Source organism: Arthrobacter sp. 10N418 (assembly GCF_056394725.1).
Genome location: NZ_JBFTIK010000044.1, coordinates 1 through 13,935 on the forward strand (window position 1 = coordinate 1; position 13,935 = coordinate 13,935).

Genomic DNA, 13,935 nt, shown 5'->3' on the forward strand with positions numbered 1-13,935 from the left:
TGCGACTGGGCGAAACTGCGCGGCGTGGCCGAAAACGGCCCCGTACTGGTCCGCCCTGACAAACACGTCGGCTGGCCCACGGACCGCTTGCCGGGTGATCCTGAAGGCGCCCTTTACAGGAGAATTGACCATGAACCTGTCTTTTGAGCCTTGGACGGCGTGCTGGAACAGGAATGCCAGGACAGTTGCTGGGAGCAGCAGCCATTTCCGGTTGGTTGTCGCTCCCAGTACCGTGCCGATGAAGGCCAGGGACGAGGCATTGAGTCGAGGAGCCGTTCGACGTCCCATTCGTGGTCGAGTTCCTCGATGCGTTTAGTGATGTCGGCTTTTGACCGGTCGGCGTAAGTGTCGATGTGGCGTTCGATTTCGCGGTCGAGTCCGGCCTGGACGTGCTAGGAGTGCTGGAACGCACGCGGTCCGGAATGTCCTGTTGGTGAAGGTTCTCGTTATCCATAACGTCCTCCGTGGGTTTGGGATGACCCTACGATACCTTTCCGGGCTGAGGCTGTCTGCGGTGCATGGCTAGTAGGGCCGGGCCGGTCTTGACGGCTGGTGCTGCCTTCGTCAGGGAGGGGAGTGTGGCCGGTGGTTGGTCCTGCAGCGGGGGGACTGGAGTCCAAGGGTGTGGCGATGGCAGGGCCGTCAGGATGCTTTTTCAGAAGGATGTCGGGCGGGGTTTCGCAGCCCTGGGCAGCTACCATGCGGGCGGTGCACAATGACCCTCCCGGGCCCACCGGCTCCTGCTGGGCCGGCGGGCTGCAGCATCCCCGCTTTGCCCGCGCCTATGCCCGGGCGGTTGAAGGCATGAACCGAGGGGGCGTTACTGAGCACCGCCGGGATCTGCTGAGTAGTTTGTATGGCCGGGTCGTCGAGATAGGGGCCGGGGCCGGGTCCGCGTTCGCGCTTTACCCCGCCACGGTCACGGAGGTTCTGGCGGTGGAGCCTGATGATTACCTGCGCGCTTTGGCCGCAAACAGGGCAGTGTCTGCTCCGGTTCCGGTCATCGTCGTTGCCGGGGCCGCGGAGGCTGTCCCTGCTGCCGATGCCAGTGCTGACGCGGTGGTCACCAGTCTTGTTTTGTGCAGCGTCGTTGAGCAGTCCGCGGCCCTGGCTGAGGCGCGCAGGGTCCTGCGGCCGGGTGGGGTGCTGGCCTTCTATGAGCATGTCCGCTCCGACATGGGGTCTTTGCCGTGGCGGAGGACTTCCTGACCCCGTTCTGGAAGCAAGTATCCGGCGGCTGCCACCCGAACAGGGAAACGCTTAAGGCGATCACCGATGCAGGGTTTACGGTCAGCGACAACCGGAGATTCGGGTTTTCCGTCCATCCGCTCGCGCCGCCGGTCGCGCACATCCTTGGCCATGCCACAGCCTGGGCGAAGGTGGGCGTCCAAGCGGTGCACTCGGGTTGCTCCAGGCCGATGGACGGAGTGGTGATGGGCTGGTGCGCCCGGTGCAAGGGTGACTCCCGAAGGCGTTCCGATCAGGATCGACTGGCCACCGGAATACATGCCGAAGGACCACGGTTCGAGGGCGCGGGCCACGAACGGGTCGTAGATGGTGGCGATTGAGGGCGTGCAGAACGGGGGAAGCGTGCGGCTTGACGGACACACGGTCCGCCTCAGTCAGCTCGGAGAACCAGAGCGAGGTCATGATCTCCACCATGGAGGCGCTGGAGGCCTGGTGTCCGCCGACTTTGACTCCACTGGCGTTGGGGCGCCCCCGGTTGGCGGCATCCACGATGGCGACGGCCGTCCACCGGACCCGCCGGGCGATGTTCTCCAGAACGGCTGTCCGGGAATCTGCTTCCTCCGGGGCTGCGGCGCCCCAGGCGTTGCCGGAGCCCATCAGCTGCAAAGCAATGAAAAGAAGACCAGCCGCGCAGGACCCTTTGCGCCGAGTACGGCCCCAAGGTGCGGGCTCACCGGGCTGGTCACACTGGAGTCGGTCGCCACCGCTGCCCTCAAGCCGGGGCTGATGGGCTACGCACCCGTTCTTGCCCTGAAGAAACTGTTCGAACAGACCGGCACAACACCGGCGGGCATCGACACGATCGAACTCAACGAGGCCTTTGCCTCCCAGGCCGTTGCCGTCATCCGCGATGCCAAACTCGACCCAGAAAAGACAAAACCCCTACGGTGGAGCCATCGCACTTGGTCACCCCGTCGGCGCAACGGGCGCGATTTTGAGCCTGCGGGTCGCAAAAGATCTGGCCCGCCGGGACCTTGAGCTCGGCATCGTCACGATATGCATCGGTGGAGGCCAAGCTCTCGCAGCCCTGTTCCGTCGCGTCTCCTAACGGTGGCTAGGCAAGGTAATGGTCGCCCTGCTTCAGGACAGCCAACAGTGACGTGCCGAGGCGGTGGCTGATTTCGTAGGACTCCATCCCCTTGGCTGTATGCAGATCGACGAAGACCCGCTCATCGAAGATCGTCAGCCAGAGCAGGGCGGCGTAATCGGTGTCCTGCGCAGGGATCACGCCTGCCGCGATGAGCTGATCGAGCACTCCGGTTACCAGCCGGTGATACGAGGAGCTCAGGCGCTCACCGCGCTGGACCCGCTCCAGAATGCCTTCGGCACTGCGGATATACGTAGCCGCGCGGGACCAAGGAAGCTCCAGCTCCACCCAGGTCTGGCAGACCCGATGGAAGAGATCCAATCCGGTGTACCTCTCGGTCAGCTCCTCAATCGCCCTAATGACCCGATCGAATATTCGGTTGTAGAACTCCGCCCGCACTTCTTCGACGTCATCGAAATGCCGGTAAGCGGTAGCGCTTGAGACCCCGGCCTCCCGCGCCAGTTCCGGCAGCGTGACATCCAGGCCCTGGTGTTCGAGAAGACGCCCCAGAGCATCCAGGAGCTTCTGCCTGGAATTCACCGCATCGGCTCGAGGAGATCTAGCAGGCTTGTGCACGCCTCCAAGATACCCCAGAATCTACTGCGAAGCTCTTCTCAGTTCGATTGCCCTCGGCTAGCATTTGAGAAGTTATTCTTAGTTAATTCCGTGATGTAACTTCATCCGGGACATCCCGAGCAAGGGGCAATCGACCTTGTTCACCGCCGTGAGGAGCATTAAGCGCCGAACGCTTACTTGTACAGGAGACCGTCATGAAGGTGGAAGACGCTCAGGTGACATCCCGGCCCTGGGGCGCCGCAGCCCCGGAGGAAGCAGATTCCCGGACAGCCGTTCTGGAGAACATCGCCCGGCGGGTCCGGTGGACGGCCGTCGCCATCGTGGATGCCGCCAACCGGGGGCGCCCCAACGCCAGTGGAATCAAAGTCGGCGGACACCAGGCCTCCAGCGCCTCCATGGTGGAGATCATGACCTCGCTCTGGTTCTCCGAGCTGACTGAGGCGGACCGTGTGTCCGTCAAGCCGCACGCTTCCCCCGTTCTGCACGCCCTCAATTACCTTCTGGACGACCTGGACGAAGAGAAACTCGGAACGCTTCGGCAGAAGGGCGGCCTCCAGAGCTACCCCAGCCGGTCAAAGGACCCTGACACGGTGGATTTCTCCACCGGCAGCGTGGGCATCGGGGCAACGGCCACCATCTGGGCCGCCATGTCACACCGCTTCGTCCGCGACAGGTACGCCGATTCGCGGAAATCCGGCCGCTTTATCGGGCTCCTGGGCGACGCCGAACTGGACGAAGGCGCCATCTGGGAAGCCGTCGCCGACCCAACCGTGGTGAAACTCGGCGAACTGCTCTGGATCGTTGACCTGAACCGACAGTCCCTGGACCGGGTGGTCCCCGACTCCCAGATTCTGCGCCTGCAGGGCATGTTCGAAGCCGCCGGCTGGCAGGTCCTGACCCGCAAGTGGGGGACCCGCGTACAGGAACTCTTCACCCGTCCAGGCGGTGTGGATCTGCAGCGCCGCCTGGAGGCCATGCCGAACGGGGAATACCAGCGGATGCTCCGGTCCCCCCACTCGGAGATCTTCGACCGCCTCTGCGCCAGCGGCTGCACCCCGGCCATGGAAACCCTGCTGCGCTCACTCAACGCTGCGCAGCAGGCCGCGGCGGTCCGCGACCTCGGCGGACATGACATCGGACTGCTGCTGGACACCTACAAGCAGGTCGACCGCAGCAGGCCCTCCGTCATCTTCGCTTACACCATCAAGGGCCGCGGCCTTGCCACCGAAGGCCACCCGAACAACCACTCAGCACTCCTGACCAAGGATCAGATGGAAACCTTGGCGGAGACCTCCGGGATGGATCTATCGGACCCCTGGCGCAAGTTCCAGCCCGGCACCGTCGAGGACCGGGTATGCGCCGAGGCAGCCGGCCGGCTCAGTCGCCCGCAACTCGCCCCGGCCCCGTCAGTCCCGGTCCCGGTGTCCCTTCCATGGGGCTACGGCGACAAAATTTCCACCCAAGCCGCATTGGGACGGTTCCTCTCTGACCTGAAACGGGCCGCGCCGGAGGTGGCCCACCGTGTGGTCACCTGCAGCCCCGATGTTGCCTCCTCCACTAACCTCGGCGGCTGGATCAACAAGACCGGAGTGTGGTCCGTCGGTGAACGCCGGGACTGGTTCACCGACGACCCCGAACGAGTCCTCCGCTGGGTTGAAAACTCCCGCGGCCAGCACATCGAACTCGGCATCGCCGAAACCAATCTCGTGGGTCTGGCCTCAGAACTCGGAACGACCTGGAGCCGCTGGGGCCAGCCGCTCATCCCCATCGCCACCATCTACGACCCGTTCGTGGCCCGCGCCCTCGAACCGTGGTCCTTCGGCATGTATGCCGGTGGCCAGTCGATCCTGATCGGAACGCCTTCGGGAGTCACCCTTGCACCGGAGGGCGGGGCGCACCAGTCCATCACCACTCCGTCCATCGGCCTGGAGCAACCCGAGTGCACCGCTTGGGAGCCCGCCTTCGCCCAGGATCTCGAGTGGTGCATGCTCGAAGCCATGAGCCGGATCGGTGTTCCCGGCGGACGCTCGGCCTACTTCCGACTGACTACGCGTCCGCTGGACCAGTCCCTGTCTGCCATGCCGGCGGACGATGTGCTGCTCGAGCGGCGCCGTCGGCACGCAGTAGCCGGCGGATACCGGCTGACCGACCACAACCCGGCCGAGGACAGCGTCACGCTTGTCGGCGTCGGGGCAATGATGCCGGAAGTCATCGCCTCAGCCGAGCGGCTGAAGGTGCTCGGAATCACCGCCGGCGTCGTCTGCCTAACCAGCCCCGACCTGGTTTTCGAATCCCTCCAGCGCCGCAACTCACTCAACCAAGGAACCACCGGGAGCGGATTCGACATCATTGACGCCCTCTTTCCCCGGCACGCCCCCACGCCCCTCGTCACCGTCCAGGACGGACACCCCCACACCTTGTCCTTCCTGGCCGGAGCCCGCGGCGACCGAACCATCTCCCTGGGAGTGAAGGACTTCGGCCAGTCCTCTGATCTGCAGGACGCCTACCGGATCCACGGCATCGACGAAGAATCCATCGTCAATGTTGCACTAAACCTCGTCCGCTAAGGTTCTAGGAAAACGCCGGCCTCGCGGTCGTCACAGCGCGAACATCTTTAGCCAAGGCTTAGGACGAGCTTCCCAAGATGTTTTCTGGATTCGAGATGGTGGTGCGCCTCGGCGACCTCCGACAGCGGGTAGACGGAGTCGATAAGCGGGCGGATCTGGTGCTTGTCGACCAGATCGAGCATCTGCGCAAAATCATCAGGGCTTCCAAGGTTCGCCCGAGAATCGATATTGCCCGAAATAGAGGTCCGGGACTTCGGTCCTGACCGTGCTCCCGGCAGTTGAGCCCACTACGACGATCCAGCCTCCTGGTTTCAGACATCCCATGGCTTCCGCCAGGTTGGCACCGGCACCGTTGATGATGACGTCCACACCGCCTCCGGTAGCTTCGAGCACCTGCTGGACCCATTCAAGATCTGTGTAGAGAAATCCCTCGTCGACGCTGATGGCACGGGCGGCGGTGAGCTTTCAGCACTCGAAGACGTCGCCGCACACGGGCTCCTGCCGCGGCAGCGAACATAATGGCGAAAGTGGAGACCCCGGCTTTTCGGGGCCTAGGCATCCTCGTCCGGTGGCAGCACGCGGATCCGGCGGGCGCTCGGTGCGCCGGGTGCGATTCCCAGGTCTTCCGGCCTTTTTGGGGCATTGGCGGTCTTGGCGGCACGCATCTGCACGAAGGGTTCGAACAGGTCGTTGGGCGTGCATTCCAGGATGTCGCAGAGGGCCGCGAAAGTCTGGGCAGGGATGCGTTCGGGTGTTCCGGTGACGAGCCGGTGGACCTGGGCGTTGGAGAGGTTGATGCCCCGCGCTTTGAGGAGGGGGAGGAACTCGGTGGTTTTCCAGAGGTTACGTTGGGCCATCAGTTGCCGAAAGTTCCAGCGGTAACCGACGTTGCGACCGCTTGAAGCGTCACCCGACCGACCTCGCCCCGGACGCCCTTCACCTTGACGTGGCAACCCTAAACGAGGGCGTTTACCCGCTACCCGGGTAAATGTGTTACATTTTTGCCATCAGACATTGCCCCCCTCTGAGCTCCGGCTCAAGGGGGCAATTTTCATTAAGCGACATACGGTGATGCGTGGAGTATACGAAGGAATTTAAAGAGCGCGACGAGCTACTGGGACAACTCGAAGCCCGTGGCCTCGCCATTCCTGACCCCACCGCAGCGCTTAACTTCCTCACCCGTGTTGGTTACTTCCGCTCTGGCGCGTACCGGTACGTTTTCCGGCGGCTGCTTCCACCTGAAAAGATCGATGCGCGTCTGCACCAATACCGTTCCGATGACTACATAGCCGGGGCGAGCATTGAGCACGTCCTGAAGCTGGAAGCTTTCGACTTCAAGCTGGCCCGGGTCTGCCAGGAAGGCCTGCTGGACTTCGAAGTTCGCTTGAGGGCAGCCATGGCCCACACGCTCGCGGCGAAGAACGTTGCAGCCCACGCGGACAAGCAATTCCTCGAGGCGCGCAGTTGCGACCAGCTCAGCGGAGATCAATCCCTTGGCAAACGTACAAAGTTCGATGCGTGGACCACGACCTGGCGGGACGCGGTTAAGTCCGGCGCCGAAGACGAAGACTTCCTTAAGCACCACCTACTGAAGTATCCCCACCAGGACGTGCCTATCTGGGCCGTAACCGAGGTCCTCAGCTTCGGAAACCTGCCCTATCTCTTTGAGCTCATGCAGACCCCGGACGCCCGCGAGGTAGCGCGCATGTTCGGGTTCGCCCACCCCAGCCGGTTTGGGGCGATGCTGCGCATGATGGTCGACTTCCGCAATGCGTGCGCGCACGGGTCCCGCCTTTTCAACCGCGCCTTCAAACGACCGATCGCGTTCGGGCAACACGACACCCACGGCGACCTTCTGACTCACCTGGTCGGCTCCGACTTCACGAACACACCCAAACCACGACAAAGGCTCTACATCTACGCCGCCGTCCTGGCGTTCATGCTCAGGTCGCACAGCAGTGGCTCCAACTGGCATCTGACCTTCAAGACGCAGATCAAAAAGCTCGACATCGAACTTCCAGCCCCGGACGGGACCGAGCTCCTATCTCCCAACGTCAGCATGGGCTTCCCGGCTGACTGGTTGGACCTGGACTTGTGGAAGCCAAGCGCCTGTGTCCTGTCTCATCTAACTTGAACCATCAGGGCCTGAATTTAGGCGGTTGGGTCAACTGTAGTGAGACAAAATGAGTGCCCTTGTCTCACTACAGTTGACCCAAATCGCAGAAACCTGCGTTGGTTACGCTCCAAGCCTCAGCTGGCGGGGCTATGCGGCCACCAGAAGTGGCCACGGCTTCCACAAAAATCGAAGTGACACTAACAGGCGGATTCGGGTATGGCGGGGACTGCGGCACCAGCCATTTTCCCTCAGGGTTTCTCGCCACCGGCTCAGGAGTGCATACCTCCCCAAAACAAGCCGCTACTGACACCGGCGGGGTGGAAAAGGCCAGCTCCACATCACCCACGTAGGCGTAACCGACTGCTGGACATGCCCGGCTTACCCAGGGCAGGCGGCCGAGCAGGACAGCAAATGCCAACACGGTCACAACAACGCCTGCCCCAAGCAGAAGAACGCCCCGAAGCTTCATAGCGTGAGCCTAACCCGTCATCTATCGGGAGTCTCGCCATAAAGGACTCCTTACTCAGTGGTTCACCGACCCGTTACGGGGCGCTGCTGGTGCAGTGACTATTCCGTGGTTTAGAACAACGAGTTACATCAAGCGTCTGACCGTCCTCTTAGCGGAGTATGCAGTCACTTGACTAACGAACCGAGGTGGCGAGTATCCGGGGTCTACTTCCAGCCCTTCTTGTTTCGCTTGCGCTAACAACCCGTGATTCCCCTTACCGGCTGGGCGGCCACAAGTTGAGAGTAACACCGGGGTTCATGTGCCAGATCTAAGGCAGCACCGGGGCGAATGGGACCCCTCCGCGGCCACTTCCGAGTCTGTCTGGTAGCAGAATGGACCGGGCCGGCGGTCGATCCACGGGTTCTCCCATATCCTGTGCTTGTTCAGACCGACCAAAATTGGGGAAGACAGTGAACGCAGACTGGAGTTTCAACGTAGATGACGAGAATGTGCGCTTGAATTTGCCGCCCGTTGAAATGAGGCTTCCGGTGCAGGAAGCTGCGCACAGACTGCGCGAGGCAATGGACGCTTGCAGGCGAGCTGCACTCGATCTCGGTGTCGCCGTCCGCGCCTCAGGCGAAGCTGGCTATGGCACGAACTGGATTGTGGACGCGGCAGGTCTCAGCCGCGCAGATTTGGAAAGAGTCCTTCGCGGTGAAGGGCTCTTCTGACCGTTCACGAACATTGGCAAGGACGAGTAGGAAGCCCTGCTCTAGGCGGACGGTTCGGAAGATGCCGGACCCGCAGGTCGTCCCGTTAGCCGGTCGTTCAGCGGCGCAAGCGCCACCCAAAGTTTCCGGATCGCGGTCGCCGCGTTTCCGCGGCCTTCCGATTCCCGTAGGACCGGCCCGAGATAATGCCCGGTGAGCGGGCCTTATATGGGACAGAATTTGGGGCCGGTTCAGGCTCATTTCGTTATGGGCGTCAATCGTTGGGGTTTGGGCGGGAGAATCGTGTCGGATCCGCGGAATCCTGGGAGCCAGTCTTCGGTCATCCACTGGCGGAGCGGGTCGAAGGATCCCTTAGGGACCCAGCCTTCGGTGACTTCTTCGCTGACTCTGTCCAGGAAGGCGTCAGGCCTTCTTGAATGTGCGATCTGGGCCCAGTGGGGCGATCCCATGGCCGCGGTGAGGTTGACGATGGAGGGGTAGAGCGAGGCCGCCACGATGCCATGGCTGGTGGCTTGCGGTGGCTGGTCGGCTGCTAATTGGTCGTAGGTGTCCGTGGCGGCGGTGAAGTGTTGGAACTGGTCGTACCAGCGCCAGTTGATGATGCTGGCGATGTGGAAGGCCTTGCGCACGCCGGGGCGGCCGTGCCGGGTGATGAGGTTCCTGTGGTGGTGCCAGGCCGCGGTGATCTCAGGGCTGGCGTGGATGGAGAACTGGTCGGTGACGCCGGTGACACCGTCTCCAATCCAGAGGCCATGGTGCAAACAGATGGTCTTTTCGTGGGTGCTATAGATCTCCACGTATCGTCCTGCGTCGCGGGCGAGGGTGCAGCGGTGGCAGGCGATGGTGTGGGTTGTGCGGGTGGGGCGTCCGGCCAGCTTCCGCCGCAGGGTTGGATCCGGAACGTGTATGCCGAGTTGGGGCATGGCCAACACGATCACGGCCGGGTCGCAGCCCGTCCAAACCGCCAGGCTGTCGATCCATGGCCGGCGGCTGCGTTTCAGGAGCGTTCTGAGCTGGCCACGCCGAAGTTTGTTGGCGGTTTCGAGCCTCCGGATGAAGGAGGGAGTGGTCTCGTCCATGAACGGGCGGATAGGGCGGGGCAGCGGCCTGGCGGGGCTCTTGAAGGCAGTCGCGGTTGTCATCGTGGGGATGCGGTGGCGGCGGGTGGGCGTGGTGCGAGGGATTCCGCGGCGTGGTCGATGCTGGTCTCATTGAGCAGTTCGCGGTCGATTTTCTCGGTGCCGGTGAGGATTGCCATGATGGCGGCCTGGCGTATCAGGTGGGAGAGGCTGCTGATGCTACCGCCGGTGCGGTAGTGCAGATGCTGGGCCTGGTCCGTGAGGGTGCCGCGTTCGTGGTGGTGCAGGCGCAGGCCGTTTTCGAGGGTGGCCACGAGGGCGTCCCATTCCTCGGTGGGCGGGAACGGGCCGGTGGTTTTCAGTACGGAGCGGGCGGAGATCTGCCGGCCTCTGAGCCCGGTGAACAGGCCGGAGTTTTCGACGTTGATGCCGGCATAGACGAAGGTGGCGGGCATGTGTTCGGTGAAGTATTTGAGGTGGTCGGACATGTCTTCGCCGGCGCTGGTGGCCAGGTTGAGGTTGTGGATCTCGTCGACGATCACGAGGTCTGTTTTGGCGTTGCTGAGGACCTGGCATACGGCGTCGGCGATGTCGGTGACGTTCTGGCGCGGGCGTTGGGGAAGGCCGAGGAAGTTCGCGAATTCGCTGGCCAGTTTCCGGGGGGAGCCTTTCGGCGGGGTGGTGATGTAGACGACGGGAATACGGTCTTGGTTGGGGTACTTGCGCCGGATGAGGAGTTCGTGGGTTTTGCCGAGGAGTTTGATGGCGGTGGTTTTGCCGGAGGCCCAGGGGCCGGAGATTACGAGTCCGCGGCGGGCGCTGATTTCGCGTTGGTTGAGCATCATCAACAGCCGTCCCTGGTTGGTGATGGAACGGACGGTTGAGGTTTCGACGATCACGAGTTCGGAGTGGTAGCTGATGCGCTGCTCGTCGTAGCGTTCCCGCTCCGTGGCGTTCATCGACACCAACGCCACCGGATCGGGCAGGGCGATCGTTGGTGCGACGGAAGTGACAAAGCTCCGCCAACCCTGCAGGGTGGTGGTCGGCGCGCGGCTGGTGCTGGGGAGCTCTGCTGCTTCTACCACCATTCGTCGGCCTTCTTCTGTGGGTCATAGATCTTCAGCGGGATGATCTTCGCCAGCTTCGGGGCTTCAGCGACTTGTGCCGCCGATGATCCGGCAGCTGTTTCGGGCTGCGGGGCCGGTTTCAGTGGTGGTTGATCGGTGCGCGGGCGTTGGGCAGTCGCTGCGGCGGTGTTGCGGGCGGCTGCTCGTTGGTCCTTCCGTGTTCTCTTCCGTTGCGGCGCTGGCGGCGAGGCTTTGTCGAGCAGCTTGTCGACGGCGGCCTTGATGGTTTCCTCGGAGGGGCTGGTGATGCCGCGTTGGGCGACGATTTGGCGTCCGTAGTTCCAGATGTCGTCCCCGAAGGGTTGGGGAGAGGCGGAGAGTTGGCGCCAGTAGGCGGTGATCCATCCGCCGTCGTGGTGGTTGCGGATCCAGACGCAACCGGCATCGTAGGGGTCGTACCTGACCTCCCACAGGTCCTTGAGGGCTTTCATCCCGGATTTCTGTCCGCGGTAGGGGTTCAGCTCTTCGGTGTCGTAGACGCGGTGGCGGATTTTCACGCCGTAGCTGTTGATGACCCGGGTTTCAGCGGGCATCAGTTCGAGGTAGTCCTCTGCCCCGAGGGGGACCGGGACGTAGCCGCTGACGGCCAGCAGGGCCGCGTACTTTTCGTTAGGTGTCAGCACGCGGGAGGGGGTGAAGGGGTCCCGCAGTCCGTCGTGGGGGCGGTTTTGCCAGCCGGTCACGATCCACTCGTCGAGGAGGTCCTGGATTTCCAGCAGTGAGAAAACGGCCTGGTGTTCGGCGTTCTTGCCTCGACGTTCGACGGAGGAGCCGAGGTAGCCGGTGACGTACTGGGCGAAGAGTGTGCCGATGGACTGCAGGGTCCGCTCGATGACGGGCTTGTCGGTGGGAGTGTCGGGGTGGGCTGGTTGGAGGCTGATTCCCTGGCTGCGGCAGGCGCTTTTGAAGGTGTTGGAGAGGTAGGCCTTGCCGTGGTCGCAGACGATCGTTTCGGGCACGATGACCGGTTTCGCCGCGGCATTGTGGAGTCGTTCGTCGATGGATTTCATCGACCGGTAGGGCAGGGCGGAGGCGGCCATCGACGCTGCGGCCGCCCAGCCTGGGCGCATGAGTTCCGGGGTCAGGCAGCGGGCGAGCAGCAGGGCCGCGTCGACTGCCTTTGTCGTGGGACGGATCACGGCCGCGGGGATGCTTCGGGTGGCGATGTCGACCATCGCGGTCAGTTCGACCCGCCCGATGACGCCGTCGGCGAGTTCGACGGCGATGTCCAGGGGAGTGGAATCAATCTGCATGAGTTCCCCGGGCCTGACCGGATGGACGGCACCAAACGGCCCCTCCGGCTGCTGGGCAAGGGTCCGCCGGGTGCGGGCTGATCCGGTGGCGTGGCGCCCCTCGGCAAGCCTGCCGATGAGGCGGTGGAAGGTGGCCCTCGACGGCAACGGAACAACGTCCGGTCCGTGATCGGCTTCGAGTTGCTTGCGTACTTGGCGCACCAGGCGGTCTGCGGTTCCGGAGGACTGATGGGTGTTGGCTTCCAGCACTGAGAGAATGGCGTCGACCACCCGCTGGTCAGTCCGGCCTGCCAAGGGCGTTTGGCGGATGAGTCGCCGGTCGACCAGCCCCAGGATGCCCTTTTTCTCGTAGGCATGGCGCAGTCTCTGCAGCGAGCCGATGCTCATGGTTTCGCCCAGTTCGTGAAGTTCCGCCAATTTGGCCTGCTCACGTTGGCGCAAGGATGTGAGCTCGACGTCAAAGGTCCTCCTGGCGGTCTGACCCGGCTCGGCGTTGCAGGGGACGCCGTCCAGGACTTCGGTCATGTGGCTTTCCATCCACCGCGCTTTTTCCTGCACGTCGGCAGGCAGCGATTCGAAGAGTGGTGACGGGCCGGTGATCCGCCGCCGCGTTGGCCGAGTTCCCACGATCCTGAAGGTCTTATCGGCAAGGAGTGATCCGACTCTGATCGCGACAGGTGCCTCGCCGGCAACGGCAAGCATGGCGACATCGCCGTCAAGGGCGGTCAGCCGGTAGAAGACCCCTCGGAGCTCAACGTCATCACCGAGGGTCAATACGGCGTGCCCGCCCGTCACGGGGCTTGGCCATTCAGCCAGACCATCGTGTCCTGATGGAGGACCCGGCGTTTCAGGTCAGTGCCGATCCGGTGCGTCCAAAGTAGGTGGAACAGCGGTGCAAGGATCGTGACAGGGTCACCGGTTGCAGCAGTGAGGCTACGTATTGGCATCGGGCCATCGACGGCGAGTCTGTCCAGGAGTTTGACTGCTGTCGATGCCCGAAAACACCTCGGGTGCCGGTAGCCGGAGAGCCACCGCAGATTTGCCAGAAGAACAGCCGGCAACCCGCCGAGGCGCCTGTAGGCCCAGCCGACGGTCGCGCACAAGTCCTCCGTCGCCTGAAAAATGTCTTGATCCGCCGGAGTCACCCTGTTGTCGGGCCGGACATCGATCACGGCGGCCGAACCGTCCGCCAACCGGACGAAGTAGTCCGGTACGTGTGAAATCTGGGGGAGTGAGTCGGGCAAGACGATGCGGAAGGGTTGGGATGAGAACCCGACCACGTCGCGGTCGAAATCCAGACGCATCAGATTGTCGCGTTCGCACCAGGATTCAAAGCCGACGTGCCGATGGTTCGTGGCACACCACCAGAGACCGGCGAAATTGCGCTGTCCCTTGAATGCCGTAAGACGCCGAGTCGGCACTGAGTTCTCAAACGGGATCATCCAGCAATCGGCGAGATGGCCAGTCCTGGGTGCAGAGGAAAACTGCTCCCTGTAGGTCAGGGCGCCTGGAGCGATGTTGCGTCCGGCATAGGCCTCGGACGCCGCCGCAGCGAGTCCCATGCCTCAACTGTAATGAGACAAAAGCGGCCAATGCCTTAAGTGAAGTGAGACACGCCGCGCGAATGCCTTAACTACAATGAGACAAAAACAGGCAATGCCTCATCTGTAGTGAGATTGCCTCAACTTAGATGAGACAGGACA

At 63.0% G+C, this 13,935-nt stretch carries 12 protein-coding genes and 3 pseudogenes; 6 read left to right on the plus strand and 9 right to left on the minus strand.

Features of this window, described 5'->3' with window-relative positions; all coding sequences use genetic code 11:
* Nucleotides 1-708 precede the first annotated feature (708 nt).
* The gene (locus AC1DCZ_RS18910; protein WP_476975945.1) at nt 709-1,209 is read left to right on the plus strand and encodes a class I SAM-dependent methyltransferase; all 501 of its coding nucleotides are present in this window, start codon (nt 709-711) and stop codon (nt 1,207-1,209) included.
* Between the two features lie 354 nt (nt 1,210-1,563).
* Here AC1DCZ_RS18910 and AC1DCZ_RS18915 read toward each other — a convergent pair.
* Nucleotides 1,564-1,845, minus strand: a pseudogene (locus AC1DCZ_RS18915) (pyruvate dehydrogenase); the annotation flags it as partial.
* A gap of 129 nt (nt 1,846-1,974) precedes the next feature.
* Here AC1DCZ_RS18915 and AC1DCZ_RS18920 point away from each other — a divergent pair.
* Both AC1DCZ_RS18920 and AC1DCZ_RS18925 read left to right on the plus strand, forming a co-directional pair.
* Nucleotides 1,975-2,043 (plus strand): annotated as a pseudogene (locus tag AC1DCZ_RS18920) (hypothetical protein); the annotation flags it as partial.
* A gap of 55 nt (nt 2,044-2,098) precedes the next feature.
* A complete protein-coding gene (locus AC1DCZ_RS18925; protein WP_476975946.1) occupies nt 2,099-2,296 on the plus strand; it encodes a hypothetical protein in 198 nt (65 codons plus the stop codon).
* Between the two features lie 6 nt (nt 2,297-2,302).
* On the opposite strand, the gene AC1DCZ_RS18930 is transcribed toward AC1DCZ_RS18925, so the two are convergent.
* The gene (locus AC1DCZ_RS18930) at nt 2,303-2,875 is read right to left on the minus strand and encodes a TetR/AcrR family transcriptional regulator (RefSeq protein WP_350005776.1); all 573 of its coding nucleotides are present in this window, start codon (nt 2,873-2,875) and stop codon (nt 2,303-2,305) included.
* Between the two features lie 230 nt (nt 2,876-3,105).
* On the opposite strand from AC1DCZ_RS18930, the gene AC1DCZ_RS18935 reads away from it, so the two are divergent.
* Entirely contained in the window at nt 3,106-5,478 is a 2,373-nt protein-coding gene (locus AC1DCZ_RS18935) for a transketolase-like TK C-terminal-containing protein (RefSeq protein WP_476975947.1), read from the plus strand.
* Between the two features lie 47 nt (nt 5,479-5,525).
* On the opposite strand, the gene AC1DCZ_RS18940 is transcribed toward AC1DCZ_RS18935, so the two are convergent.
* From AC1DCZ_RS18940 to AC1DCZ_RS18950, 3 genes and pseudogenes are all read right to left on the minus strand, one after another.
* The gene (locus AC1DCZ_RS18940) at nt 5,526-5,660 is read right to left on the minus strand and encodes a zinc-binding dehydrogenase (RefSeq protein ID WP_169998703.1); all 135 of its coding nucleotides are present in this window, start codon (nt 5,658-5,660) and stop codon (nt 5,526-5,528) included.
* 13 nt (nt 5,661-5,673) lie between these two features.
* Nucleotides 5,674-5,931 (minus strand): annotated as a pseudogene (locus tag AC1DCZ_RS18945) (zinc-binding dehydrogenase); the annotation flags it as partial.
* A 98-nt stretch (nt 5,932-6,029) separates the two neighbouring features.
* Nucleotides 6,030-6,431, minus strand: coding sequence for a helix-turn-helix domain-containing protein (locus tag AC1DCZ_RS18950; protein WP_476975948.1), 402 nt, complete (start codon nt 6,429-6,431; stop codon nt 6,030-6,032).
* A gap of 122 nt (nt 6,432-6,553) precedes the next feature.
* On the opposite strand from AC1DCZ_RS18950, the gene AC1DCZ_RS18955 reads away from it, so the two are divergent.
* Nucleotides 6,554-7,612, plus strand: coding sequence for an Abi family protein (locus AC1DCZ_RS18955; RefSeq protein ID WP_476975949.1), 1,059 nt, complete (start codon nt 6,554-6,556; stop codon nt 7,610-7,612).
* A 900-nt stretch (nt 7,613-8,512) separates the two neighbouring features.
* Nucleotides 8,513-8,773 carry a hypothetical protein gene (locus tag AC1DCZ_RS18960; RefSeq protein ID WP_476975950.1) on the plus strand — a complete coding sequence of 87 codons (261 nt, stop codon included), beginning with the start codon at nt 8,513-8,515 and terminating at the stop codon, nt 8,771-8,773.
* 236 nt (nt 8,774-9,009) lie between these two features.
* On the opposite strand, the gene AC1DCZ_RS18965 is transcribed toward AC1DCZ_RS18960, so the two are convergent.
* From AC1DCZ_RS18965 to AC1DCZ_RS18980, 4 genes are read right to left on the minus strand one after another with little or no spacing between them, the layout of a single operon-like run.
* Nucleotides 9,010-9,852, minus strand: a complete 843-nt coding sequence (locus AC1DCZ_RS18965) for a hypothetical protein (RefSeq protein ID WP_476975951.1) — start codon at nt 9,850-9,852, stop codon at nt 9,010-9,012.
* A 59-nt stretch (nt 9,853-9,911) separates the two neighbouring features.
* Nucleotides 9,912-10,940 (minus strand): AAA family ATPase, encoded by a 1,029-nt coding sequence (locus AC1DCZ_RS18970; RefSeq protein WP_476975952.1) that lies wholly within the window; start codon nt 10,938-10,940, stop codon nt 9,912-9,914.
* Nucleotides 10,931-13,027 carry a transposase gene (locus tag AC1DCZ_RS18975; protein ID WP_476975953.1) on the minus strand — a complete coding sequence of 699 codons (2,097 nt, stop codon included), beginning with the start codon at nt 13,025-13,027 and terminating at the stop codon, nt 10,931-10,933. Before AC1DCZ_RS18975 ends, AC1DCZ_RS18970 begins: the two co-directional genes overlap by 10 nt.
* Nucleotides 13,024-13,794: a TnsA-like heteromeric transposase endonuclease subunit gene (locus tag AC1DCZ_RS18980; RefSeq protein ID WP_476975954.1), complete on the minus strand. Its 771-nt coding sequence runs from the start codon at nt 13,792-13,794 to the stop codon at nt 13,024-13,026. Before AC1DCZ_RS18980 ends, AC1DCZ_RS18975 begins: the two co-directional genes overlap by 4 nt.
* Between the last annotated feature and the right edge of the window lie 141 nt (nt 13,795-13,935).